At 61.0% G+C, this 23,677-nt stretch carries 22 protein-coding genes; 6 read left to right on the top strand and 16 right to left on the bottom strand.

What is annotated here, in order from left to right; translation table 11 throughout:
• Window positions 1-454 precede the first annotated feature (454 nt).
• Complete coding sequence (locus QLG10_RS08180) at window positions 455-1,750, bottom strand: site-specific integrase (protein WP_282486707.1); 1,296 nt, start codon at window positions 1,748-1,750, stop codon at window positions 455-457.
• Window positions 1,751-2,154: 404 nt separating this feature from the next.
• Complete coding sequence (locus QLG10_RS08175) at window positions 2,155-2,469, bottom strand: helix-turn-helix transcriptional regulator (RefSeq protein WP_020800653.1); 315 nt, start codon at window positions 2,467-2,469, stop codon at window positions 2,155-2,157.
• Window positions 2,470-2,749: 280 nt separating this feature from the next.
• Between QLG10_RS08175 and QLG10_RS08170 the strand changes: the two genes are divergently transcribed.
• Window positions 2,750-4,486, top strand: a complete 1,737-nt coding sequence (locus tag QLG10_RS08170; RefSeq protein ID WP_110746444.1) for a GGDEF and EAL domain-containing protein — start codon at window positions 2,750-2,752, stop codon at window positions 4,484-4,486.
• Here QLG10_RS08170 and QLG10_RS08165 read toward each other — a convergent pair.
• Window positions 4,453-5,205: a transporter substrate-binding domain-containing protein gene (locus QLG10_RS08165; protein ID WP_282486703.1), complete on the bottom strand. Its 753-nt coding sequence runs from the start codon at window positions 5,203-5,205 to the stop codon at window positions 4,453-4,455. The genes QLG10_RS08170 and QLG10_RS08165 overlap by 34 nt on opposite strands.
• 136 nt (window positions 5,206-5,341) lie before the next feature.
• Here QLG10_RS08165 and dnaX point away from each other — a divergent pair, with 136 nt between their 5' ends.
• The 5 genes from dnaX to QLG10_RS08140 all read left to right on the top strand — a co-directional run bounded on the left by dnaX (window position 5,342) and on the right by QLG10_RS08140 (window position 11,129).
• Window positions 5,342-7,402, top strand: coding sequence for a DNA polymerase III subunit gamma/tau (gene dnaX / locus QLG10_RS08160; protein ID WP_282486702.1), 2,061 nt, complete (start codon window positions 5,342-5,344; stop codon window positions 7,400-7,402).
• Between the two features lie 66 nt (window positions 7,403-7,468).
• Window positions 7,469-7,807 (top strand): YbaB/EbfC family nucleoid-associated protein, encoded by a 339-nt coding sequence (locus QLG10_RS08155; RefSeq protein WP_007933349.1) that lies wholly within the window; start codon window positions 7,469-7,471, stop codon window positions 7,805-7,807.
• A gap of 275 nt (window positions 7,808-8,082) precedes the next feature.
• Window positions 8,083-9,120: an NADP-dependent oxidoreductase gene (locus QLG10_RS08150; protein WP_110746450.1), complete on the top strand. Its 1,038-nt coding sequence runs from the start codon at window positions 8,083-8,085 to the stop codon at window positions 9,118-9,120.
• Between the two features lie 75 nt (window positions 9,121-9,195).
• Entirely contained in the window at window positions 9,196-9,798 is a 603-nt protein-coding gene (gene recR, locus QLG10_RS08145; RefSeq protein ID WP_020800658.1) for a recombination mediator RecR, read from the top strand.
• A gap of 182 nt (window positions 9,799-9,980) precedes the next feature.
• On the top strand, window positions 9,981-11,129 hold the full coding sequence (locus QLG10_RS08140) for an acyl-CoA dehydrogenase family protein (protein WP_282486700.1): 1,149 nt from the start codon (window positions 9,981-9,983) through the stop codon (window positions 11,127-11,129).
• 120 nt (window positions 11,130-11,249) lie between these two features.
• Here the strand turns inward: QLG10_RS08140 and QLG10_RS08135 are convergent, their stop codons facing one another.
• The 13 genes from QLG10_RS08135 to ccoN all read right to left on the bottom strand — a co-directional run bounded on the left by QLG10_RS08135 (window position 11,250) and on the right by ccoN (window position 23,655).
• Window positions 11,250-11,798 carry an adenine phosphoribosyltransferase gene (locus QLG10_RS08135; RefSeq protein WP_008057870.1) on the bottom strand — a complete coding sequence of 183 codons (549 nt, stop codon included), beginning with the start codon at window positions 11,796-11,798 and terminating at the stop codon, window positions 11,250-11,252.
• A 77-nt stretch (window positions 11,799-11,875) separates the two neighbouring features.
• Complete coding sequence (gene fnr / locus QLG10_RS08130) at window positions 11,876-12,610, bottom strand: fumarate/nitrate reduction transcriptional regulator Fnr (RefSeq protein WP_020800660.1); 735 nt, start codon at window positions 12,608-12,610, stop codon at window positions 11,876-11,878.
• 92 nt (window positions 12,611-12,702) lie between these two features.
• A complete protein-coding gene (gene hemN / locus QLG10_RS08125; protein WP_179054779.1) occupies window positions 12,703-14,085 on the bottom strand; it encodes an oxygen-independent coproporphyrinogen III oxidase in 1,383 nt (460 codons plus the stop codon).
• A 177-nt stretch (window positions 14,086-14,262) separates the two neighbouring features.
• On the bottom strand, window positions 14,263-14,946 hold the full coding sequence (locus QLG10_RS08120) for a sulfite exporter TauE/SafE family protein (RefSeq protein WP_110746454.1): 684 nt from the start codon (window positions 14,944-14,946) through the stop codon (window positions 14,263-14,265).
• Window positions 14,939-15,157 carry a cbb3-type cytochrome oxidase assembly protein CcoS gene (ccoS, locus tag QLG10_RS08115; protein ID WP_188264402.1) on the bottom strand — a complete coding sequence of 73 codons (219 nt, stop codon included), beginning with the start codon at window positions 15,155-15,157 and terminating at the stop codon, window positions 14,939-14,941. Before ccoS ends, QLG10_RS08120 begins: the two co-directional genes overlap by 8 nt.
• Before the next feature lie 22 nt (window positions 15,158-15,179).
• Window positions 15,180-17,633, bottom strand: coding sequence for a heavy metal translocating P-type ATPase (locus QLG10_RS08110; RefSeq protein ID WP_282486695.1), 2,454 nt, complete (start codon window positions 17,631-17,633; stop codon window positions 15,180-15,182).
• Between the two features lie 134 nt (window positions 17,634-17,767).
• Window positions 17,768-18,307, bottom strand: coding sequence for a FixH family protein (locus QLG10_RS08105; RefSeq protein WP_282486693.1), 540 nt, complete (start codon window positions 18,305-18,307; stop codon window positions 17,768-17,770).
• Between the two features lie 11 nt (window positions 18,308-18,318).
• Window positions 18,319-19,734 carry a cytochrome c oxidase accessory protein CcoG gene (gene ccoG / locus QLG10_RS08100; RefSeq protein WP_110746461.1) on the bottom strand — a complete coding sequence of 472 codons (1,416 nt, stop codon included), beginning with the start codon at window positions 19,732-19,734 and terminating at the stop codon, window positions 18,319-18,321.
• A 273-nt stretch (window positions 19,735-20,007) separates the two neighbouring features.
• Window positions 20,008-20,229 carry a hypothetical protein gene (locus QLG10_RS08095; protein WP_110746463.1) on the bottom strand — a complete coding sequence of 74 codons (222 nt, stop codon included), beginning with the start codon at window positions 20,227-20,229 and terminating at the stop codon, window positions 20,008-20,010.
• A gap of 204 nt (window positions 20,230-20,433) precedes the next feature.
• Window positions 20,434-21,417: a cytochrome-c oxidase, cbb3-type subunit III gene (ccoP, locus tag QLG10_RS08090; protein ID WP_110746465.1), complete on the bottom strand. Its 984-nt coding sequence runs from the start codon at window positions 21,415-21,417 to the stop codon at window positions 20,434-20,436.
• Window positions 21,414-21,599 (bottom strand): CcoQ/FixQ family Cbb3-type cytochrome c oxidase assembly chaperone, encoded by a 186-nt coding sequence (locus tag QLG10_RS08085; RefSeq protein ID WP_003175465.1) that lies wholly within the window; start codon window positions 21,597-21,599, stop codon window positions 21,414-21,416. The genes ccoP and QLG10_RS08085 overlap by 4 nt, the downstream gene beginning before the upstream one ends.
• A gap of 5 nt (window positions 21,600-21,604) precedes the next feature.
• Window positions 21,605-22,213, bottom strand: coding sequence for a cytochrome-c oxidase, cbb3-type subunit II (gene ccoO / locus QLG10_RS08080; protein WP_008057891.1), 609 nt, complete (start codon window positions 22,211-22,213; stop codon window positions 21,605-21,607).
• Entirely contained in the window at window positions 22,213-23,655 is a 1,443-nt protein-coding gene (gene ccoN / locus QLG10_RS08075) for a cytochrome-c oxidase, cbb3-type subunit I (protein ID WP_020800668.1), read from the bottom strand. The genes ccoO and ccoN overlap by 1 nt, the downstream gene beginning before the upstream one ends.
• Window positions 23,656-23,677: the final 22 nt, after the last annotated feature.

The raw sequence follows: 23,677 nt of genomic DNA, 5'->3' as shown, positions 1-23,677 counted from the left end.
TGTGTGTGGGGAATGCTGTAAGTGGCTTACAGTATTGTGTGTGGGGAATGCTGTATATGGCGTACAGCGGTATATAAGAGATTGCAGTGTCTGCGATTCAGTGTCCTAGGCTGGTTGCTCGTTTTCACATAACTGAATGCTCGGCTAATTCCCTGTCCTTATCAGTCGTGACCGTCGCTGTTAATGATCTGTTCGTTCGTCGCAGCTATATCGTCGGTTACAATTTCTTCTGTTGGGTTGTCGGTTAGTTATAGAGGGCTGGGGTATGAATCATTTCGGGGGGTGTTGTCTTGAATCTCAATTATCCGTTTTAAGGGGCATCGCGGAAGCAGCACTAGCACAGCCAGACGAATACCAAATTCGATAACGTTAATGGTTAGGGGTCGTAAGGGTGTACACGCCGATACGTGCCAGCTTACGGGTGCAACGCCCCGGCGACCCAATGGTGATTGTTTTAAAACTCTATTTTTTGCAGTGCCTCAGCCATCGCCTTCAGCGGACTGCGACTGCCGTAAATGCTGAATGTCACCGCACCATCTTCGTGGCCGGCTATTCGTTTGATCAGCGAGTCCTGGATCCCAGCATCCCGCAAGTCGTCAATGAGTGTGTGGCGGAAACTGTGAAAGGTCTTTCTCGGGTCGGAGATGCCCTGTTTGGTTTTGTACCGACCGAACCACTTCGATGGTGCATGTCCAAGTTTCCCCCGTACGGCTTCCAGCTCGGGGAACAGGCGATCTGCTCCGGTGCTCCGGACTGCTTCAACATGCTGCATCAGCCCCAAGTCGATCAGAGCAGGGTGCAAGGGGAGAATGCGTCGGCTGCTGGAGTTCTTCAAATTCTGGCCTTCGTGACTGTCATTGATGCGTATGCACGGAATGCCCTGTTGTTCGATGACGTCATCCACACGCAGTTGGCAGAGTTCTTCCAGGCGTGCCCCGGTGGCTCGTCCAAGGAGCGGTAACCAGTACCGCCATGGATGTTTTCGGGCTTGTGCTTTGAGTGCTGCCAGATCCAGTAGGGTGGTCAGATCTTGTCGATCAAAGGACAGCCGGGCTTCCTTGGCAGACCCGGTCATGACCTTCAGTCCTACCAGTGGATTGTCTGCGATGTACCCGTTGGACTTGCACCAGTTCATGAACGCCGAGAGTTTGCGTAGACGGTTGTTTACAGTAACGGCGGTAATGGTTTTGTAAGTGGCGCCAGACTCAACCACCTGACTCAGGGTCTTGCCTTCATATTCGGGGCGTAGGCCGAAGTACTGCGGACAGCGACTCAAACGATCTTTCAACAGTCGGGCTTGCTGGACGTCGAATGCCTCCACGGGCATGTCGCCCATCAGTTGAAAAAAATCTCGTAATGACCGTGCGACTTCGTGGGTGCTGACCTCACGCCAAGTGCCTCCAAGTTTTCCTTCTTCTATATAGAGCTTGGACAAGGTAGCGATAGAAGGACCATCACTGTTCTGCGTCACGATAGCCGCTGGTGCCTTCTTTGGAGCAGTCTGGACGGTCTGTGCTGGAGTAGCGTCTCGCCACCGCGAGCACAACGCACGGAGCGTCTGGAGGTCTGCCAAGGGGTGTTCGTTCAGGTGGTTGTGAACTTGCTGAGCCAGTGAAGCAGCGAGAAATAATGCAGCCTGACGCTCTCGCAAGTTCAGGCATATACGCAGGGAATGACGGTTCGGAAAGAGATGCTTGGGCAGTCGAAGGTTCAGGTAGTAGACCGATTGGCGACGGACGATATAGGCCATGAGTGGAACACCGAAGTGGAACAGCAGAGTGGAACAATGCTGACTACACCTCAGAGAATTGACTGCCCGTGCAGCGAGTTCGCACGGAAGATATCCGGTAACCTCATAAGCCTGAAACCCTTACCCCATAAGGCCCGCAACGATTGCCGAGCATGCTGGCATGCCACCCGGTCAGGCCTGGAAGGGAGCAGCCGCAGCGGTGACATTGTGTGCCGGGGTGTGGCTGGTGGGGTTACCACCTTAACGAACCGCGAGACCCTCTCTCGCGTAATCAATCAAACCTGTTTCCTGTACTGCCATGGCGCCTGTCCATTGCGTATTTTTGTCGTCTGCGATTTGGTGGCGACATGGAAAAGGAGCTCGACCTGTCGGGCGCGACACGTCGATCACCGTTCTTGCTGGCTCTAAGGCTTGGACAAGGCCTGGTCAACCGCTGCAATCAGCTTTCCCAGATCCTTTGGGGGGGCTTTATGTATGACATCGAACAGGTACGCCCGTTGTTCGTCCTCGTCACCAGGGTCGGCGAAAAAGGCTTTCAGCTTCACCCCCAGCACATTGGCAAACATGAACAGTGCGTCCACGCTGGGCGTATAGGTACCGGTTTCGAAGCGGCTGATGGTTTTGGGGTCAAAACCGGTTCTTTCGCCAAGTTCAGCCTGAGTAAGCCCCGCGACCTTGCGGTACCGCCGGATGGCTGGACCCAAACTTGAAATGTGCATCGCTCAATTCCCATTTAGAATCAAGAACTTAACGATAGATTTTGCATTAGACAACTGCATGATCCATCACCTTGCTTTGCAAAATGTGATGCATTTCGTAGAATCGCCGCCCAAAAGCGGTATTGAGTGAGCTTGTTTCAGATTATGGAACGATGTGAAAAAGCCACTATTGCGCGTTCACGCAAGGCGCCGAGAGCCATTTGAAGCCTTGCCGAATATTACCAGCATCGGTGTTGCTGCCTTGAACGGGTTCCACCGCCGGCGACAACGAGCCTGACTCATGGATGAGAAATACCGCAGGGCGGTGGATGCCGCCGCGATTTTTTCCGAGACCGACCTGGGCGGCCGGATCACCCACGTCAATGATCAGTTTTGCGCAGTGTCCGGCTATAGCCGCGAAGAGTTGCTTGGGCAAAACCATCGCATGCTCAACTCCGGCATGCACGCCCCTGACTTCTTCGTCGACATGTGGCGCACCATCTCCCGGGGTCACATCTGGAAGGGCGAGATCTGCAATCGTGCCAAGGATGGCAGCCTGTATTGGGTTGAAAGCACCATGGTGCCGGTGATCGATACTGCCACCGGGCGGGTAGAGCGGTATCTGTCGATTCGCTTCGACATCAGCGAAAAACGCCAGCTCCTGCATTCCCTGCAATGGCGGGTCGGTCATGACGTGCTGACCGGGCTGCCCAATCGCGCATTTCTCTCGGATCTGCTCGATCAGGCGTTGGAGTTCTCCCGGCAGGAGAGCATTCCGTTGGCGGTGTGCATGCTCGATCTCGACGGCTTCAAGGCGATCAATGACGGCTACGGGCACGCCACCGGCGATCTGTTGCTGGTGGAGGTGGCCAAGCGCCTGCGCAACGTCGTGCGTGGCGAGGATGTGGTCGCGCGGCTTGCCGGCGACGAGTTCGTCCTGGTGTTGCGCTACGTCCATGACTTGCCGAAATTGCGGGCCGCGCTGAACCGGATACTGGGGGCGATATCGGCACCGTACTCACTGCACGGCAAGGACATCAATGTGTTTGCCAGCATTGGCGTCACGCTGTTCCCTTACGATAACGAAGATGCCGGGACCTTGCTGCGTCATGCCGATCAGGCCATGTACGTGGCCAAGCAGAGCGGTCGCAAGCGCTTTCATTTATTCGACGTGAGCCGCGACCGCGAAGTCAAGGCCACTCACGAGACGGTCGAGCGGGTGCGTCAGGCGCTGGATGCCGGGGAGCTGCGCCTGCAGTTCCAGCCCAAGGTCAACATGCGCCGTGGCCAAGTCGTTGGCTTCGCGGCAGTGTTGCGCTGGGAGCACCCGCAAATCGGCTTGGTGCCTGCCCGGGATTTTTTGCCTCAGGTGGAGGAGACGGACCTGATCATCGATATCGGTGAGTGGGTGCTGGACCGGGTGTTGGCGCAGCTGGATCAATGGCGCCAGGCCGGGCATGACTGGCCGGTGAGCATCAATATCGCGGCGCGGCATTTTCAGCGGGCGGATTTCGTCGAGCGCCTCAAAAACCTGTTGGCGCGGCACGAGCGAGTCGCCCCGCAGCGGCTTGACCTGGAAATCGTCGAGTCGGTCGCGGTCGAGAACATCCAGCATGTCAGTGCCTGTTTACGGGCTTGCCAGGCGTTGGGGGTGCAGTTTTCGCTGGGGGATTTCGGCACCGGCTACTCATCCCTGAGTCACCTCAAACGTCTGCGCACCCAGACCATCAAGATCGACAAGTCCTTTTTGCGCGACATTCTTCATGATGGTGATGACTTGGCATTGACCACGGCCGTGATCGGCCTGGCCCGGGCATTTGACCGCCAGGTAATCGCCGAGGGGCTGGAAAGTATCGAGCACGGTGAGTTGCTGTTGCGCCTGGGGTGCGAGGTGGCCCAGGGCGATTTCATTGCGCAGCCGATGCCTGCCGACGATGTGCCGGGCTGGGTCGCGGGTTTTGTCGCACCGGCGCAATGGCAGGCGGCAGATCCCACCGCACAAGGTCATGGCCTGGGTTCAGTCTTGCCTCCGACATAAAGGGCAATGATGTCATCGATCTCGCCGGACATCTTCATGCGCAGCAGGGTGCGTAGAATGCGCTGCACCGGCACCTTGGGGTCGTTGCGCACATAGCAGCCGACGCGTTGCTCCTGCAGGAGCGCCACGCTTTGCAGTTGCTGCTGCGGCAACAGACGCTGGTTGAACCAGTCAAGGGTCCATTGGTTGCTGACCGCATAGCGGTTGCGCCCGGCATGCAGCTTCTCCAGCACCTGTTCCTGGTTGCGGGCATCGTCGCGATACAGCCGATTGGCGTCGAACAGGGGTTGCAGGGTTGGGTAGCTGTAGCCCAGGACCGTCCCGATCGATTGATGGGGCAAGTGTGTCGGCGTGACGGAGGTGATCGCATCGGGACGGCTGACCAGCAAGTCGGGTTGAGTCCAGAGCGGAATGCTCCAGATATAGTCGCCGGACTGGTTTGGCGTCCAGGACTGCGCGGCGTAGCAGCGTATGTCGACCTCGCCCGTTTCCATGGCATTTTGCACCCGGCCGCGGGGCAATACGTGGAACTGCGCCGGCACGCCGACCTGGGTCGCGAGGCTGAGCATCACGTCATACAGGATGCCCTGGGTCGGCCGGCCACGTTCAAGTTGCACCATCGGCATCGCCCAGCTGTCAGGCACCACGAAGCGCAACGGCGCATCAGCGGCCGCCCCGTCCAGGCTTAACAACAGCAGTGCCCCCCAGGCTAACCGCATAAACGCTCCGCTAACTTTTGACGCAAAAAGCCCGCAAAATGCAGCTTAGCCAGATTAGACGAGCGCACCGGATGCAATTTGTGCCTTGCTCCGCTAGCATTAGCCGCTTCTGCTTCCTTCGCTGCGACGGTTTTCGATGAGTTATCAGGTTCTTGCACGTAAATGGCGTCCGCGCTCGTTCCGCGAAATGGTCGGCCAGACCCATGTGCTCAAGGCTCTGATCAATGCCTTGGACAGCCAGCGGCTGCACCACGCCTACCTGTTTACCGGTACGCGAGGGGTCGGCAAGACCACTATCGCGCGGATCATAGCCAAATGCCTGAACTGTGAAACGGGTATCACTTCAACGCCCTGTGGCGAGTGTTCGGTATGCCGCGAGATCGATGAAGGCCGCTTCGTCGACCTGATCGAGATCGACGCCGCCAGCCGCACCAAGGTCGAAGACACCCGCGAGTTGCTCGACAACGTGCAGTACGCCCCCAGCCGCGGGCGTTTCAAGGTCTACCTGATCGACGAAGTGCACATGCTCTCCAGCCATTCTTTCAATGCGCTGCTGAAAACCCTCGAAGAGCCGCCACCCTACGTCAAGTTCATCCTGGCCACCACTGATCCGCAGAAACTTCCTGCAACGATTCTTTCGCGTTGCCTGCAGTTCTCCTTGAAGAACATGACCCCGGAACGGGTCGTCGAGCATTTGAGCCACGTGCTGAGTGTCGAGAACGTGCCGTTCGAAGACGACGCACTGTGGTTGCTCGGTCGCGCCGCCGACGGTTCGATGCGCGATGCCATGAGCCTCACCGACCAGGCGATTGCCTTCGGTGAAGGCAAGGTCATGGCCGCGGACGTTCGGGCGATGCTCGGCACCCTTGATCACGGCCAGGTGTATGACGTCCTGCATGCGCTGATCGAGGGCGACGCCAAGGCCCTGCTCGAAGCGGTCCGCCACCTGGCCGAACAAGGCCCGGACTGGAACGGCGTGCTCTCGGAAATCCTCAATGTGCTGCACCGGGTTGCCATTGCCCAGGCCTTGCCGGAAGGCGTCGACAACGGTCATGGCGACCGAGACCGGGTGCTGGCCCTGGCCCAGGCGTTGCCGGCCGAAGACGTGCAGTTCTATTACCAGATGGGCCTGATCGGCCGCCGCGACTTGCCGCTGGCGCCGGATCCCCGTGGCGGCTTTGAAATGGTGCTGTTGCGCATGCTGGCATTCCGGCCCGCCGACACCACGGACGCGCCGAGGCAACCGCTAAAGCCAGTGGGGATCAGCCAGGCCACGGTTGATTCCGCCAAATCAGTGGCTGCCACGCCGGTCGTAGCAAAGGTCGTCGCTGCACCGGTTGCACCTGTCGCGGCGGTGGCTCCGGCACCCGCGCCGGTTGTCGCTGAACCTGTACCTGTACCTGAGCCGGTGGTCGAGACGGTCGTGGTCGAAGAAGTGGTCGACCTACCGTGGAACGACCCGGTCGAGCCAGAAGCCGTTCAACAGCCAGCCGTCGAGCCGGTGTTGGAAACCGCCAGCGAGCAGCCCGAGTTGCCGCCCATGCCGTTGCCGACCCCGGACAGCGTGGTGCCGGACGCGCCGGAGTGGGCCGCCGCGCCCATTCCGGAACCGACGGTGGCGCAAGTCGATGCCGCTACCCCTGGCATGGACCTGGATGACGAGCCGCCGCTGGACGAAGACTATATCGAGCCAGACATGGACTCGGCCTACAGCTACCTCGACGAACTGGCCAGCGAACACACCGCCGAGCCTGCCGCGGAGCCCGAGCCCGAGCCCGCCGCAGCGCCCGCCACGGGCCTGGCCCTGCAATGGCTGGAGCTGTTCCCGAACCTGCCGATTTCCGGCATGACTGGCAGCATCGCCGCCAACTGCACGCTGGTCGCGGTCGATGGCGACAACTGGTTGTTGCACCTGGACCCGGCCCACAGCGCCTTGTTCAACGCCACTCAACAACGTCGTCTCAACGAAGCGTTGAACCAGTACCACGGGCGGACCCTGACCCTGACCATGGAGCTGATCAAGCCCGAGCAGGAAACCCCGGCCCAGGCGGCGTCCCGTCGGCGTGCCGACCGCCAGCGCGAGGCCGAGGAGTCGATCCACGGTGATCCGTTCATCCAGCAAATGATGCAGCAGTTCGGTGCGGTGATCCGTAACGATACTATTGAACCTGTCGAGGCCCTGGCCAGTCAGGGCTAATAACTGAAGGCGCTCGCCCGCACGGGTTGGGCGTCGTTTAATCCAAGTACTTTTGAGGTGATTCCCATGATGAAAGGTGGCATGGCCGGCCTGATGAAGCAGGCGCAGCAGATGCAGGAAAAAATGGCCAAGATGCAGGAAGAGCTGGCCAACGCCGAAGTCACCGGTAAAGCCGGTGGCGACATGGTCACCGTGGTGATGACCGGTCGTCACGACGTCAAGCGCGTGACCATCGACCCAAGCCTGGTCGAAGGCCTGAGCGAAGATGACAAGGAAATGCTCGAAGCGGTGTTCGCCGCGGCCGTCAACGACGCCGTGCGCAAGATCGAAGCCAACAGCCAGGACAAAATGGGCAGCATGACCGCTGGCATGCAACTGCCACCGGGCATGAAACTGCCATTCTGATTCGCCTTCGGGCGCTGGATGAGCTACAAAAAATGCCAGGCATCGCGCCTGGCATTTTTGTTTCTGGTCACACTGATCGTTCCCACGCGCAGCAAAGGAATGCCTAAAGGGACGCTCCGCGTTCCAGCTTCAGAAAGGGACGCGGAGCGTCCCGGGCTGCATTCCTTTGCTGCGCGTGGGAACGATCATGTGCCAGGAATAAACATCGAACGCCATACCGCCACCAAGGTCTGCTCCCTATACCCCCGAATTCATCGATCACAGGAGACGCTGACATGTCCGACCCCATGACCCTCAACCAACGTATCGTCCTGGCCTCGCGCCCTGTCGGCGCACCGACGCCGGAGAACTTCCGGATGGAGCGGGTCGCGCTACCCGACCTGGCCGAGGGGCAGGTGCTGCTCAAGACCCTCTATCTGTCGCTGGACCCCTACATGCGCGGGCGCATGAGTGACGCGCCGTCTTATGCCGCGCCGGTGGAAATCGGCGAAGTGATGACCGGTGGTGCTGTCAGCCGGGTTGAGCGTTCTCTGCATCCCAAGTTCCACGAAGGCGACCTGGTGGTCGGCGCCACGGGATGGCAAAGCCACAGCATCAATGACGGTCGCAGCATCATTCCAGTGCCCTCGGGCCTGCCCAGCCCCTCCATGGCCCTGGGTGTGCTGGGCATGCCGGGCATGACCGCCTACATGGGCTTGATGGACATCGGCCAGCCCAAGGAAGGCGAGACCCTGGTGGTCGCGGCGGCCTCTGGCGCCGTCGGTTCGGTGGTGGGCCAGGTGGCGAAGATCAAGGGCCTGCGCGTGGTCGGCGTGGCGGGCGGGGCGGAAAAATGTCGTTATGTCATCGAGGAATTGGGCTTCGATGCCTGCATCGACCACAAGAGCCCGGATTTCGTCGACGAGCTTGCCCAGGCGTGCCCCAAGGGTATCGACATCTATTATGAGAATGTCGGTGGCAAGGTGTTCGACGCCGTGTTGCCGTTGCTCAACCCCAAGGCGCGGATTCCGCTCTGTGGCCTGATTGCTTCCTACAACGCGAGCGAAGCGCCGAGCGGCCCGGATCGCCTGCCGCTATTGCAGCGCACGCTGTTGACCAAGCGTGTGCGAATCCAGGGCTTTATCGTGTTCGACGACTACGGTGACCGTCAGCCGGAGTTCATCAGCGCGATGGCGCCGTGGGTACGTGATGGCAAGGTGAAGTTTCGCGAAGACGTGGTCGATGGCCTGGAGCAGGCGCCCGAGGCGTTCATCGGGCTGCTGGAGGGGCGCAACTTTGGCAAGCTGGTGGTGCGGGTCGCGCCCAACGAGTAAATGATGCTGTGAATTGACGCTCAACAGAGGCGCGGGTATAAACCGCGTCTCGTTGTTTTCGTCGGACTTTTCCCCATGAGCTTCAGCCCTTTGATTCGCCAACTGATCGACGCCCTGCGAGTTTTGCCAGGTGTGGGTCAGAAAACCGCCCAGCGCATGGCGCTGCAGTTGCTCGAGCGTGATCGCAGTGGCGGCTCGCGCCTGGCACTGGCCCTGAACCAGGCCATGGATGGGGTCGGTCACTGCCGTCAGTGCCGCACACTGACCGAAGACGACCTTTGCCCACAATGCGCCGATACCCGCCGTGACGACACCTTGCTGTGCGTTGTGGAAGGGCCGATGGATGTCTATGCCGTGGAGCAGACCGGTTACCGTGGCCGCTACTTCGTGCTCAAGGGGCATCTTTCGCCGCTGGACGGGCTGGGGCCGGAGGCCATCGGCATCCCGCAATTGATGGCGCGGATCGAAGAGGCGGGCACCTTTACCGAAGTCATCCTCGCCACCAACCCGACCGTGGAAGGCGAGGCGACTGCGCACTACATCGCCCAATTGCTCAGCAGCAAAGGCCTGATCGCTTCGCGCATCGCCCATGGCGTGCCGCTGGGCGGCGAGCTGGAGTTGGTGGATGGCGGGACGCTGGCGCATTCGTTTGCGGGGCGTAAGCCGATTTCCCTCTAAGTTGTGTGGTGGTTTTACTGACGCCTTCGCGAGCAGGCTCGCTCCCACAGGGGCTGCGCTGAGCCTGTAGGAGCCGGCTTGCTGGCGATCCAGGCGACTTGGTCGAACTGATTCACTCATTCCTGTTGAAAACCAAGCAAGCGCTCGGTTAACTTCGCTGAACCCTTCAGTGGAGCTCGCCCATGCCTGCCTTTGAGGAATACTTCGACCCCAGCCACCAAATGGTCCGCGACAGCGTCAGGCGTTTCGTCCAGCGCGAGATTCTTCCGGACATTGACCAATGGGAGGAAGCCGAAAGCTTTCCCCGCGAGCTCTACCTCAAGGCCGGTGCGGCGGGGATTCTCGGCATTGGCTACCCGCAAAGCCTGGGCGGCAGTCACGAAGGGGATGTATTCGCCAAGATCGCCGCCAGCGAAGAGCTGATGCGCTGTGGCTCGGGTGGCCTGGTGGCGGGGCTGGGCTCCCTGGACATCGGCCTGCCGCCGATCGTCAAGTGGGCCAGGCCTTGCGTGCGTGATCGGGTGGTTCCGCAGGTGTTGTCCGGCGAGAAAATCAGCGCCCTGGCCGTCACCGAGCCCGGCGGCGGTTCCGACGTCGCCAACCTGCAAACCCGCGCGGTGCATGAGGGCGACTTCTACCGGGTCAACGGCAGTAAAACCTTCATCACCAGCGGCGTACGGGCGGACTACTACACCGTCGCGGTGCGCACCGGTGAACCGGGTTTCGCCGGCATCAGCCTGTTGTTGATCGAGAAGGGCACCCCGGGTTTCACCGTGGGTCGGCAATTGAAGAAAATGGGCTGGTGGGCGTCGGACACGGCCGAATTGTTCTTCGACGATTGCCCCGTGCCTGTAGGCAATCTGATCGGCGGTGAAAACAGGGGTTTCGCCTGCATCATGGGCAATTTCCAGAACGAACGCCTCGCCCTGGCCTTGATGGCCAACATGACCGCGCAGCTTGCCCTGGAGGAGAGCCTTGAGTGGGCGCGTGAGCGTGAAGCCTTTGGCAAGCCGATCGGCAAGTTCCAGGTGATCAAGCATCGCCTGGCGGAGATGGCCACGGCCCTCGAAGTCTCACGGGAGTTCACCTACCGGCAGGCGGCGAAAATGGCGGCGGGCAAGAGCGTGATCAAGGAAATTTCCATGGCCAAGAACTTTGCCACGGACACGGCGGACCGAATTACCCACGATGCCGTGCAGATACTGGGTGGCCTGGGTTACATGCGCGAGAGTCTGGTGGAGCGGTTGTACCGGGATAACCGGATTCTGTCGATTGGCGGCGGGACGCGGGAAGTGATGAACGAGATCATCAGCAAGCAGATGGGGCTTTGAGTTTTGCTGTGCCGCATCCGACGCCTTCGCGAGCAAGCCCGCTCCCACATTGGTTTTGTGCACGCCGCAGATTCAATGTGGGAGCGGGCTTGCTCGCGAAGAGGTCCTGGCAGGCGATAATTATTTATCGGAAAGGGCAAACTGCGTCAGGCAAAACGTCGGAATCCCCATGTCTTCCAAACGCTGCGACCCACCCAACTCCGGCAAGTCGATAATCGCCGCCGCTTCATGCACCCGGGCGCCCATGCGGCGAATCAGGTTTGCCGCCGCAATCAGGGTACCGCCGGTAGCGATCAGGTCATCGAACATCACCACCGAATCGCCTTCGCACAGGCTGTCGGCGTGCACTTCAAGAAACGCTTCGCCGTACTCGGTCGCATAGCCTTCTGCCAGGACGTCGGCCGGTAACTTGCCTTGCTTGCGAAACAGCACCAGCGGCTTGTTCAACTGATAGGCCAGCACTGAGCCGATCAGGAAACCCCGGGCATCCATGGCGCCAATGTGGGTGAAGTCCGCCTCGACATAACGGTGGGCGAAGCTGTCCATCACCAGGCGCAGGGCCGTGGGCGACTGGAAGAGCGGGGTGATGTCGCGAAAGATCACACCGGGCTTCGGAAAGTCGATCACGGGGCGGATGAGGGATTTGATGTCGAAGGAGTCGAAGACCATCGAAGGAGTCCTGGCAGGCTGCAAACGACACAGTATAACGGCGGCTGAACCGTTTCGCTCAGCCGCGACCCACCGAATCAGCCTTCGAGGGAGCCACCGGCCAGGGCGCACAGCTGGATTGGGTCGAGGATGCGGATCTCCTTGCCCTCGGCGGCGATCAGTTCGTTCTGCTGGAAGCGCGTGAACACCCGCGACACGGTTTCCACCGCCAGGCCCAGGTAATTGCCGATTTCGTTGCGCGACATGCTCAAGCGGAACTGATTGGCCGAGAAGCCCCGGGCACGGAAGCGTGCCGACAGATTGACAAGGAAGGTGGCGATGCGCTCGTCGGCGGTCTTTTTCGACAGCAGTAACATCATTTGCTGGTCGTCACGGATCTCGCGGCTCATCACGCGCATCAGCTGGCGGCGCAACTGTGGCAGTTGCAGGGCCAGTTCGTCGAGACGTTCGAAAGGGATTTCACACACCGAGGTGGTTTCCAGCGCTTGCGCCGACACCGGGTGTTTTTCGGTGTCCATGCCCGACAGCCCGACCAGTTCGCTCGGCAAATGGAAGCCAGTGAGCTGTTCTTCGCCGGCATCGCTCAGGTTGAAGGTTTTCAGGGCGCCGGAGCGCACGGCGTAAACCGAGTCGAACTGGTCGCCCTGGCGGAACAGAAACTCACCCTTTTTCAGCGGGCGGCCTCGTTTGACGATTTCGTCCAGCGCATCCATATCTTCCAGATTCAGAGAAAGTGGCAAACACAGCGGGGCCAGGCTGCAATCCTTGCAGTGGGCCTGAGTGTGAGCGCGCAGTTTTACTGGCTCGGACATTTCTTCAATCCTTGTGGGAAAACACACATAAGACGTAAGGGTAACCCACTGCAGGACATTGAAGCCAGCGCACGGCGGATTTGTCGCAGGGTCTAGATCACTCGGGAGAACCGTTGGCGATTGTGTTGTTCCAGGTAGGCGTCAAATACCATGCACACCGAGCGAACCAGCAAGCGACCTGCCGGCAGTACAGTGATGCGTTCGCTGTCCAGCTCAATCAGGCCATCTTTGGCCATGCCCTGCAATTGCGGCCAAAGTTCGCCGAAATAGCCTTGAAAATCTATGTTGAAGGCGCGTTCGATCTGGACGAATTCAAGGCTCAAGTTGCAGATCAACTGCTGGATCACCGCCCGCCGCACGCGGTCATCGGCGTTGCACAGCAGGCCGCGGCTGGTGGCCAGCTGCGCCGACGCCAAGGCGTTCTGATACTGGTTGAGGTCGCTGTTGTTCTGGCAGTACAGGTCGCCGATCTGGCTGATTGCCGACACGCCGAGGCCAATCAAGTCGCAATGCCCGTGGGTGGTGTAGCCCTGGAAGTTGCGCTGCAGGGTCGATTCTTCCTGGGCGATCGCCAGCTCATCGTCGGGCAGCGCGAAGTGGTCCATGCCGATGTAGCGGTAGCCAGCGGTGGTCAGCTGTTCGATGGTGCGCTGCAGCATCTCCAGCTTTTGTGCTGGCGTCGGTAACTCGTTGCTGTTGATCCGCCGTTGCGGCATGAAGCGTTCCGGCAGGTGCGCATAGTTGAACACCGAGAGCCGGTCCGGTTGCAGGTTGATGACTTCGTCGACGGTGCGGGCGAAGTTTTCCGGGGTCTGCTTGGGCAGCCCGTAGATCAGGTCGATGTTGATCGAACGAAACTGCAGTGTCCGGGCGGCGTCGATGACTGCGCGGGTTTCCTCCAGGCTCTGCAGGCGATTGACCGCGCGCTGTACGGCCGGGTCAAGGTCTTGCAGGCCGATGCTGACCCGATTGAAACCCAGTTCGCGCAGCAAGCCCATGGTCGACCAGTCGGCTTCGCGAGGGTCGATTTCGATGCCGTAGTCACCGCTATCGTCATCGAGCAGATTGAAATGTTTGCGCAAGTGCGCCATCAGCTGGCGCAGTTCGTCGTGGCTGAGAAAGGTCGGCGTGCCGCCGCCAAAATGCAGTTGCTCGACTTTCTGTGCGGGGTCGAGGTGGCAGGCGATCAGCTGGATTTCCTGTTCCAGGCGCTGCAGGTAAGGCAGCGCCCGGCCGCGATCCTTGGTGATCACCTTGTTGCAGGCGCAGTAGTAGCAAATGTTCGCGCAAAACGGCACGTGCACATACAGCGACAACGGGCGCACGGCCTTGCGGCTGTCGCGCAGGGCATGCAGCAGGTCGAACGGGCTGATCTGGCTGTGGAATTGCACCGCGGTCGGGTAGGAGGTATAGCGCGGTCCCGCCAGGTCATAACGGCGGATCAGATCGGTGTCCCAACGAATGGCGTCGAGCATCATGCGGGCAATTCCCCGGATAGGCTGGCAGTGTTGGCGAGTCTAGGGGGTGGGGCGTTTGGGGATCTTGATTTGCGTCAAAGGGGATCAAGATCAAAAGATCGCAGCCTGCGGCAGCTCCTACAGGGGAATTGCGTAACACCTGTAGGAGCTGCCGCAGGCTGCGATCTTTTGCTTTTAATGCCCCATGAGCCAATGCTGATGCGGCCCCGGCAGGGTCCAGATGCCGAACAACATCACCAGCAACCCGCCTGCCATGCGCACGCTGCGTTTGCGCAACAACGCCGTCACCCGGTCGGCCGCCAGCCCCGTGGCGAGCAGCACCGGCCAGGTGCCCAGTCCGAACGCCAGCATCAGCAACGCACTGTCCAGCGCATTGCCCTGGCTAGCCGACCACAGCAGGGTGCTGTAGACCAGTCCGCAAGGCAGCCAGCCCCAAAGCCCGCCCAGCAGCAACGCCCGGGGCAGGCTCGACACAGGCAGCAATCGGTTGGCGACCGGCTGGATATGCCGCCACAGGCCGCGACCGAGGCTTTCGATGCGGGTCAGCCCGCTCCACCAGCCGGCCAGGTACAGGCCCATGGCGATCAGCAGCAAGCCCGCGAGCACGCGCATGAACATCGCCGCCGGGCTGTTGGCCACCGCCCAGCCGGCCAGGCCGATCAGCAGGCCGGCGGTGGCATAGCTGAGGATGCGCCCCAGGTTGTAGGCCAGCAGCAGGCGAAAGCGGCGACTGCGTTGTTCCTTCGGGATGGCCAGGGTCAATGCGCCCATCAAGCCGCCGCACATGCCCAGGCAATGACCGCCACCGAGCAGACCGAGGATGACCGCCGACACCAGCAGCGGCGCCAAATCAAGCATGGGGCGGCGCCTTGTCGTCGGGTTTGGGCGGGTGGCCGCTGGCCTCGTCGACCGCCGCGGTGTGGTTCGGGTCCTGGTCGTCGAACAGGATGCTGTGGGCCGGGCCGTCGAGGTCGTCGTACTGACCGCTGTCGACGGCCCAGAAGAAGATGAAGACAGCGATGGCCACGATCAACAGCGCGGCCGGAATCATCACGTAGAGAGCTGGCATCTGGACTCCATGCCCGTGCGGCTCAGGCCGGCAGCGGGCGGGTTTCTGGCGTGGTGCGGGCAACCGGCGCGCTCGGCAGGCGAGTCAGGCGCAGGGCGTTGAGCACCACGGTCAACGAACTGAGCGACATGCCGACGGCGGCCCACACCGGTGTGATCCAGCCAAGGGCGGCGAACGGCAACATGAGTCCATTGTACAGCGCGGCCCACAGCAAATTCTCGATGATCACCCGGCGGGTGCGGCGCGCCAGGTCGAACGCTTGCACCAGGGCATCGAGGCGGTTGGACAGGAGTACCGCGTCGGCGCTGGTTTTCGCCAGGTCAGTGGCCGAGCCCATGGCCACGCTGATGTCGGCGGCGGCCAGTACCGGCACATCGTTGACCCCGTCACCGAGCATCAACACCTTGCGACCTTCCTTGTGCAGTTGCTGCAGGACTTGCAGCTTGTCGTCCGGACGCAAGCCGCCACGGGCTTCATCGATGCCCAGTTCGGCCGCGACACTGGCGACCATCGGCGAGCTGTCGCCCGACAGCAACAGGGTGCGCCAGCCACGGGCCTTGCAGGCCGCCAGCAGATCGGGGGCATCGGCGCGCAAACGGTCGTCGAGAACCAGCCACGCCAGCGGGCCCTGGCTATCGCCTAGCAGCAGCCATTGCCCGGCTTCCTCCGGTATGGAGGGCACCGTGGCGCCGCTGAGTGCGCAGACAAAACCGGGGTGGCCGATGCGCAGGCGTTGCTCGCCCACCCGTCCTTCGAGGCCCAGCCCCGGCGTGCTGTGAACCTCTTCGGCGGCCACCGGCGCGCGACCAAAAGCACGGGCAATCGGGTGTTCTGAGCGGTTCTCCAGTGCGGCGGCGAGACTCAGGCATTGATCGCTGGCAAGCGCGCCGAGGGGGCGGATCGAACGCAGCGCCAGGCGGCCTTCGGTGAGGGTGCCGGTCTTGTCGAAAATCACCGTGTCGATCTGGTTCAGGCCTTCGAGCACGTGACCGCGGGTCAGCAACAAACCCAGCTTGTGCAAGGTGCCGGTGGCGGCGGTCAATGCGGTCGGCGTGGCCAGGGACAGGGCGCACGGGCAGGTCGCGACCAGCATCGCCAGCACGATCCAGAAGGCGCGAGACGGGTCCAGCTCCCACCACAACAACCCGATACAGGCGCAGGCGATCAGTGTCAGCAACAGGAACCATTGCGCGGCACGGTCGGCGATTTCCGCCAACCGCGGTTTTTCCGCCTGGGCACGGTCGAGCAGGCGCACGATGGCCGAGAGGCGGGTGTCATGACCGAGGGCCAGGACTTCGACGGTCAACGGGCCTTCCACATTCAGGGTGCCGGCGGTGACGGCATCGCCCGGGGTGCGTGGCTGCGGCAGGTATTCGCCGGTCAGCAGCGATTCGTCGATGCTCGACTGACCGTCTAGGATTTTGCCGTCGGCCGGGAGGATCGCCCCCGGATGCACCAGCACTTGATCGCCTACACGCAGTTCACTGAGCAGGATGCGCTCGCTCTGGCCGTCGGCGCTCAGGCGCAGGCAGGAGGCCGGGAGCAGATTGACCAGCTGCGCGGTCGCGGCGGCGGTGCGTTCCCGGGCTCGCCGTTCCAGGTAGCGCCCGGCCAGCAGAAACAGGGCGAACATGCCCACGGCGTCGAAATACAGCTCGCCGACCCCGGTGATCGAGGTCCAGATCCCGGCGATGTAGGCACTGCCAATGGCCAGCGACACCGATACGTCCATGGTCAGGTGCCGAGTGCGCAGGTCGCGCATGGCGCCCTTGAAGAACGGCGCACAGCTGTAGAACACGATCGGTGTGGTGAGGAACAGCGCGACCCAGCGCAGGATGGCGTGCAGCTCGGGGCTGAGGTCGATGTTGAATTCCGGCCATGTAGCCATGGTCGCCATCATCGCCTGGAACCACAACAGCCCGGCCACGCCAAGCTGGCGCAGGGCCAGGCGATTTTCGCTGGCCAGTTGTTCGCTGGCGCGATCGGCTTGATAAGGGTGGGCGGCGTAACCGATGTGGCGCAATTCGGCGAGCACTCGGCTCAGCGGCAATTGCCCGTCGGACCAGCGCACGTGCAAGCGATGGTTGGACAGGTTCAGGCGCGCTTCGGCAACGGCCGGCAAGGTGCGCAGGTGTTTTTCGATCAGCCAGCCGCAGGCGGCGCAACTGATGCCTTCCATCAGGAGCGTGGTTTCGGCCAAATCGCCTTCGTGGCGAACGAAGGGCTGCTGCACGTCGGCGCGGTCGTATAGCGCCAATTCATCGACCAGTTGCACCGGCAGCGCCTCGGGGTTGGCCGAGGCTTCGCTGCGATGCTGGTAATAGCTTTGCAAGCCACCTGCGACAATGGCCTCGGCCACCGCCTGGCATCCCGGGCAGCAGAATTCCCGCGTCTCCCCGAGCACGACGGCGGTGAAGCGGCTGCCGCTGGGGACGGGCAGGGCGCAGTGGTAGCAGGGGGTTGGGGTGGTGGTCATGAGGTGTTGTCCGATGATCGTTCCCACGCTCCGCGTGGGAATGCCTCCCCGGACGCTCCGCGTCCGCTTCGGCTGGAACGCGGAGCGTCCCTGGCTGCGTCCCCACACAGAGCGTGGGGACGATCAGGTAAGGATTATTTTTTCAGGTCTTCCGCGCCTTGCAACGGTTCATCACCGAGCAGCAATTCCTTGTCATGGTTGACCAATTCTTCCTCGAACATGCGCCAGATGTGGTCATCCTGGGTGCCGAGCAGTTCGATAAAGCGGCGGCCTTCGATCTTGTCGCTCAGTTGGCCGATATAGCGGCCCTGCTCGGTGTCGCTGCGGGTGAGGGGGATCTTGCGATCCTTCTCCGGTTGCGTCGGCGAGATCAGGTTCAGCTCAAGCGTCGCAGGCTGGCTCTTGCCGCTCAGGCGCAGGTCGACTTCACCGGTCACGTCATCCAGGTGAATGCTGGCGCGCATCTGCAGGGTTTGCGCCAGCAGTTCACGGTCCAGGGAGCGGTTGATGCCCTTGCCGGCCTCGTAGTAATTGTCGTTGACCAGGTTGTCCGGGTTCTTCACCGCGATGGTCACCATGGACAAGGTCAGGGTCACCGAGCAGGCCAGGATCCCGATGATGATCCACGGCCAAAGGTGCTTGTACCAGGGGCTTGCGGCAGTTGCTGCGGGCATGATCACTTCTCTCAACGATTTTGTGGGCCGATGAATCGGCTCTTGGCTTCAACGTGGATACTGGCGTCATCGGCGTCCTTGAGGATGAATTTCACCTCGTTGGTGCTCGATGGCAATTGTTCCGGGGCCACCGACAGTTCGACCGGCTGGCTGACGATGTCGCCGGCCGCAACCTTGATCTCGCGCCGGCCCTGCAGCTTGAGGTCCGGCAGGCCGGCGGCCTCGAGCAAGTAAGTGTGGTCGCGCTGGTCCTTGTTCATTACCTTCAGGCTGTAGACGTTCTCGATCCGGCCTTCGGCGTTCTCACGGTACAGCACACGGTCCTTGCTGACGTCGAAGCCGACCAGCGAGCGCATGAAGAACGCGGTCACCAGCACCCCGATCATCGCCATCAGCACCACGGCATAGCCGATCAGGCGCGGGCGCAGTTTATGGGTTTTCTGCCCGGACAGGTTGTGCTCGGTGGTGTAGCTGATCAGGCCGCGCGGGTATTCCATCTTGTCCATGATGGCGTCGCAGGCATCGATGCACGCCGCGCAGCCGATGCACTCGATCTGCAGGCCGTCGCGGATGTCGATGCCGGTCGGGCAGACCTGGACACACATGGTGCAATCGATGCAGTCACCCAGGCCCTGGGCCTTGTAGTCGATGCCTTTCTTGCGCGGGCCACGGCTTTCGCCCCGGCGCGGGTCGTAGGAGACGATCAGGGTGTCCTTGTCGAACATCACGCTCTGGAAGCGTGCGTACGGGCACATGTAGATGCACACCTGCTCACGCAGCCAGCCGGCGTTGCCGTAGGTGGCGAGCGTGAAGAAACCGACCCAGAAATACGACCAGCCGTCGGCTTCACCGGTGAAGAACTCGATCACCAGTTCGCGAATCGGCGTGAAGTAGCCGACGAAGGTCATGCCGGTGACGAAACCGATCAACAGCCACAGGCTGTGCTTGCTGAATTTGCGCAGGAACTTGTTGGCGCTCATCGGCGCCTTGTCGAGTTTGATGCGCTGGTTACGATCGCCTTCGGTGATCTTCTCGCACCACATGAAGATCCAGGTCCAGACGCTTTGCGGGCAGGTGTAGCCGCACCAGACCCGGCCGGCGTACACGGTGATGAAGAACAGGCCGAAGGCGGCAATGATCAGCATGCCGGACAGCAGGATGAAATCCTGAGGCCAGAAGGTGGCCCCGAAGATGAAGAACTTGCGCTCAGGCAAATTCCACCACACGGCCTGGTGCCCGCCCCAGTTGAGCCACACCGTGCCGAAATACAACAGGAACAGGAAAGCGCCGCCTGCCATGCGCAAATTGCGAAACAGGCCGGTGAAGGCACGGGTGTAGATTTTCTCCCTGGAGGCATAGAGGTCGACGCTGTTGCCCCCGTTCTTGGCGGGCGGGGTGACATCGTGTACCGGAATCTGATTGCTCATCGTTGCATCCCACGGCAGTGGAAAAATGCCTCGGTCAGTACATGCCGACCGCGGTCAAAAAGAGGTGTTGCAGTGGCGCAATGATACGCCTGTCGCTCTAGCTCAAGGGTGCGACCTTTGGTCGCGTTGGGGAAAAAACCCGAATGGTGTAGCGAATGTAACAAAACATGATGCAGGTCAATTGACTATAGCTCACGGAGGTTGCTGGCCCGCCCGTAGGGTGGGGCAACCCTGAGAGCGCAGCGGCTGTCCGCTGCGCTCGGGCTTCATGGCCTAGGGCAGGTTACCCTTGCCCAGGCTGTCGAGACCACCGCTGCCTTTTTTCCTGTCGGTAGCGGCAAAGCTGCGCCGACGCGGCGTGGTGGCCTCGGGTTGAGGTTTTTCGGTGGGTTCGTGCTCGGTGATGGCAGACTCGACGTGCGCGACGATTTCCTCTTTCACAGGCTCGGAGGGTACCGGGCTGTTACAGGGATTACGGTGTTCTTGATCAGACATGGGATCATTCCTTGTTCAATGATGAAATCTTCCTTGTCCTGGCAAACCGGCTTCCTGCCGGCGGCCAGGTCACTCGACGTTACCCCCGTGCGGTCTGCAAGCCTATCGAATATTGGTTTCAGTTCATGAACGGGGCGCCCATGACAAAACGGCCCCGCCAATTCTCATTGGCGGGGCCGTTCGTTACTGCATCAGGCGAATGCCTTACTGGGCGTCTGCCACCGGAGCCTTCTCGCCATGCGACAGGCTGTAGACGTAAGCGGCCAGCAGGTGAACCTTGTCGTTACCTTGCAGCTGTTCCTGGGCAGGCATCTGGCCCTGGCGGCCGTAACGGATGGTCTGCTGCAGTTGCGCAAAGCTCGAACCGTAGATGAACGCGGCTGGGTGAGTCAGGTTAGGTGCGCCCATCGCTGGGGTACCTTTACCTTCCGGACCGTGGCAAGCCACGCAGTTGGCCGCGAACAACTTGCCGCCGGCAACCGGGTCAGCCTTGGCGCCTTCCGGCAGCTTGCGGCCATCGAGGTTGGTCAGGACGAAAGCGGCAACGTCCGCAACGCCTTGCTCGCCGATCACTTCAGCCCACGCCGGCATCACCGCGTGGCGACCGCCCATGATGGTGGTCTTGATGGTTTCCGCTTCGCCGCCCCAGCGCCAGTCGGCGTCAGTGAGGTTAGGGAAGCCGTAGGCACCCTTGGCGTCGGAGCCATGGCAGACCGAGCAGTTGGAGGCAAACAGGCGGCCGCCCATTTTCAGCGCTTGTGGGTCCTTGGCAACTTCTTCGATCGGCATGGACGCGAATTTGGCGAAGATCGGACCGAACTTGGCGTCCGAACGAGCCATTTCCTTTTCCCACTCGTGAACGCCGGTCCAGCCGGTCTGGCCGTTGGCGAACGCGGTCTGCTTTTCGTTATCGAGGTAGTTGTAGCCTGGCAGCAGGCCTTTCCAGTTGCCCAGGCCCGGGTACAGCACCAGGTAACCCAAGGCGAAGATGATGGTGCCCACGAACAGCATGAACCACCATTTCGGCAGGGGGTTGTCGTACTCCTCGATCCCGTCGAAGGAGTGGCCAACCGTCTCTTCGGTCGCCTCGGTGCGCTGGCCCTTACGGGTCGACAGCAGCAGCCAGGTCAGGGAAAAGATCGTACCGAGACTGAGGACTGTGACATACAGACTCCAGAATGTAGTCATTCTTTGTTACTCCTAGAAGCTTGCTCGACGTGCTTGATGGCTTCGGGATCATCCGCAAAAGGCAGCAAGGTCGCGTCTTCGAACTCCGACTTGCGCTTGGGACTGAACACCCACAACGCCAGACCGATGAAGGCCACCATCACGACAACGGTGCCCAGGCCACGAATCATCCCGATATCCATTTAGATCACCGTTTGCTTTTGATGATGGTGCCCAGGCCTTGCAGATAGGCCACCAGCGCGTCCATTTCGGTTTTGCCCTTCACGGCATCCTTGGCACCGGCGATGTCTTCGTCGGTGTAAGGGACGCCGAGCGCGCGCAAGACTTCCATTTTCTTGGCGGTGTCCTTGCCGTCGAGCTTGTTTTCCACGAGGAACGGGTAGGCCGGCATTTTCGACTCAGGCACCACGTTGCGCGGGTTGTACAAGTGCGCACGCTGCCAGTCATCGGAGTAACGACCGCCGACACGGGCCAGGTCCGGACCGGTACGCTTGGAACCCCACAGGAACGGGTGGTCCCACACGCTCTCGCCGGCGACCGAGTAGTGGCCGTAACGTTCGGTTTCAGCACGGAACGGGCGGATCATCTGCGAGTGGCAGCTGACACAACCGTTGGCGATGTAGACATCCCGGCCTTCCAGTTCAAGGGCAGGGCGGGGCTTCATGCCCTCGACCGGCTTGTTGGTGACATCCTGGAAAAACAGCGGAACGATCTGGGTCAGGCCGCCGACACTGACGGCGATAACCATGAAGAAGGCCAGCAGGCCAATATTCTTCTCGACTGCTTCATGCTTCATCAGTGAGCTCCAACTACAACGATCTGTTCGGCAGCTTTAGCCTCTGCCGGGTGCGAGGCACGTACGGTACGCCATACGTTGTAGGCCATGAACAGCATGCCCGTGGCGAAGAACGCACCGCCCAGGGCGCGAACGATGAAGCCAGGGTGGCTGGCTTGCAGTGCTTCGACGAACGAGTAGGTGAGGGTGCCGTCGTCGTTGATTGCACGCCACATCAGGCCCTGGGTAATGCCGTTGACCCACATCGAGGCGATGTACAGCACGGTACCGATGGTCGCGAGCCAGAAGTGCGTGTTGATCAGGCCGATACTGTGCATCTGCGCGCGACCGAACAGTTTCGGGATCATGTGGTAGATCGCGCCGATCGAGATCATTGCTACCCAGCCGAGTGCGCCGGCGTGTACGTGGCCGATGGTCCAGTCGGTGTAGTGCGACAGCGAGTTGACGGTCTTGATGGCCATCATCGGGCCTTCGAAGGTCGACATGCCGTAGAACGCCAGGGACACCACCAAAAAGCGCAGGATCGGGTCGGTACGCAGCTTATGCCAGGCGCCCGACAGGGTCATCATGCCGTTGATCATGCCACCCCAGCTTGGCGCCAGCAGGATGATCGACATGGCCATGCCCAGCGATTGGGCCCAGTCCGGCAGTGCGGTGTAGTGCAGGTGGTGTGGACCGGCCCAGATGTACAGGGTGATCAGCGCCCAGAAGTGCACGATGGACAGGCGATAGGAGTAGATCGGACGCTCGGCCTGTTTCGGCACGAAGTAGTACATCATCCCCAGGAAACCGGTGGTCAGGAAGAAACCTACGGCGTTGTGGCCGTACCACCACTGGATCATCGCGTCGGTCGCGCCCGAGTAGGCCGAGTAGGACTTGAACAGGCTGACCGGCAGCGACATGTGGTTGACGATGTGCAGCATCGCGGTCACGACGATGAAAGCACCGTAGAACCAGTTGCCCACATAGATGTGCTTGGTCTTGCGCTTGGTGATGGTGCCGAAGAACACCAGGCCGTAGGTAACCCAGACAATGGCCAGCAGAATAGCCAGCGGCCATTCCAGCTCAGCGTATTCCTTGGTGGTGGTGTAACCCAGCGGCAAGGTAACGATGGCGCCGACGATCACCGCTTGCCAACCCCAGAAGGTGAAGGCCGCGAGGCTGTCGGAAATCAGTCGCGTTTGGCAGGTTCGCTGCACGACGTAATAGGAAGTGGCAAACAGTGCACAACCACCGAAGGCGAAAATCACCAGGTTGGTGTGCAACGGGCGCAGGCGTCCAAAGCTCGTCCACGGCAGGCCGAAGTTCAACTCCGGCCAGACCAGTTGCGAGGCGATGAAGACACCGAGCCCCATGCCAAGGATCCCCCAGACCACCGTCATGATGGCGAACTGGCGGACTACCTTATAGTTATAAGCAGTCGGACTGATTGCTGTGCTCATTCTAAGGTTCCACGGTTTGGGT

This window comes from Pseudomonas sp. V98_8 (assembly GCF_029967975.1).
GTDB classification, from domain to species: Bacteria; Pseudomonadota; Gammaproteobacteria; order Pseudomonadales; family Pseudomonadaceae; genus Aquipseudomonas; species Aquipseudomonas umsongensis.
Note: the sequence above shows the minus strand (reverse complement) of the source record. Positions and strands in the feature narration are given on the sequence as shown.

What these genes read in the sequence shown, in the direction of transcription:
- QLG10_RS08180 (WP_282486707.1), bottom strand. Translation starts at nt 1,750, where the DNA reads ATGGCCTATATCGTCCGTCGCCAATCGGTCTACTACCTGAACCTTCGA.
- QLG10_RS08175 (WP_020800653.1), bottom strand. Translation starts at nt 2,469, where the DNA reads ATGCACATTTCAAGTTTGGGTCCAGCCATCCGGCGGTACCGCAAGGTC.
- QLG10_RS08170 (WP_110746444.1), top strand. Translation starts at nt 2,750, where the DNA reads ATGGATGAGAAATACCGCAGGGCGGTGGATGCCGCCGCGATTTTTTCC.
- QLG10_RS08165 (WP_282486703.1), bottom strand. Translation starts at nt 5,205, where the DNA reads ATGCGGTTAGCCTGGGGGGCACTGCTGTTGTTAAGCCTGGACGGGGCG.
- dnaX (WP_282486702.1), top strand. Translation starts at nt 5,342, where the DNA reads ATGAGTTATCAGGTTCTTGCACGTAAATGGCGTCCGCGCTCGTTCCGC.
- QLG10_RS08155 (WP_007933349.1), top strand. Translation starts at nt 7,469, where the DNA reads ATGATGAAAGGTGGCATGGCCGGCCTGATGAAGCAGGCGCAGCAGATG.
- QLG10_RS08150 (WP_110746450.1), top strand. Translation starts at nt 8,083, where the DNA reads ATGTCCGACCCCATGACCCTCAACCAACGTATCGTCCTGGCCTCGCGC.
- recR (WP_020800658.1), top strand. Translation starts at nt 9,196, where the DNA reads ATGAGCTTCAGCCCTTTGATTCGCCAACTGATCGACGCCCTGCGAGTT.
- QLG10_RS08140 (WP_282486700.1), top strand. Translation starts at nt 9,981, where the DNA reads ATGCCTGCCTTTGAGGAATACTTCGACCCCAGCCACCAAATGGTCCGC.
- QLG10_RS08135 (WP_008057870.1), bottom strand. Translation starts at nt 11,798, where the DNA reads ATGGTCTTCGACTCCTTCGACATCAAATCCCTCATCCGCCCCGTGATC.
- fnr (WP_020800660.1), bottom strand. Translation starts at nt 12,610, where the DNA reads ATGTCCGAGCCAGTAAAACTGCGCGCTCACACTCAGGCCCACTGCAAG.
- hemN (WP_179054779.1), bottom strand. Translation starts at nt 14,085, where the DNA reads ATGCTCGACGCCATTCGTTGGGACACCGATCTGATCCGCCGTTATGAC.
- QLG10_RS08120 (WP_110746454.1), bottom strand. Translation starts at nt 14,946, where the DNA reads ATGCTTGATTTGGCGCCGCTGCTGGTGTCGGCGGTCATCCTCGGTCTG.
- ccoS (WP_188264402.1), bottom strand. Translation starts at nt 15,157, where the DNA reads ATGCCAGCTCTCTACGTGATGATTCCGGCCGCGCTGTTGATCGTGGCC.
- QLG10_RS08110 (WP_282486695.1), bottom strand. Translation starts at nt 17,633, where the DNA reads ATGACCACCACCCCAACCCCCTGCTACCACTGCGCCCTGCCCGTCCCC.
- QLG10_RS08105 (WP_282486693.1), bottom strand. Translation starts at nt 18,307, where the DNA reads ATGCCCGCAGCAACTGCCGCAAGCCCCTGGTACAAGCACCTTTGGCCG.
- ccoG (WP_110746461.1), bottom strand. Translation starts at nt 19,734, where the DNA reads ATGAGCAATCAGATTCCGGTACACGATGTCACCCCGCCCGCCAAGAAC.
- QLG10_RS08095 (WP_110746463.1), bottom strand. Translation starts at nt 20,229, where the DNA reads ATGTCTGATCAAGAACACCGTAATCCCTGTAACAGCCCGGTACCCTCC.
- ccoP (WP_110746465.1), bottom strand. Translation starts at nt 21,417, where the DNA reads ATGACTACATTCTGGAGTCTGTATGTCACAGTCCTCAGTCTCGGTACG.
- QLG10_RS08085 (WP_003175465.1), bottom strand. Translation starts at nt 21,599, where the DNA reads ATGGATATCGGGATGATTCGTGGCCTGGGCACCGTTGTCGTGATGGTG.
- ccoO (WP_008057891.1), bottom strand. Translation starts at nt 22,213, where the DNA reads ATGAAGCATGAAGCAGTCGAGAAGAATATTGGCCTGCTGGCCTTCTTC.
- ccoN (WP_020800668.1), bottom strand. Translation starts at nt 23,655, where the DNA reads ATGAGCACAGCAATCAGTCCGACTGCTTATAACTATAAGGTAGTCCGC.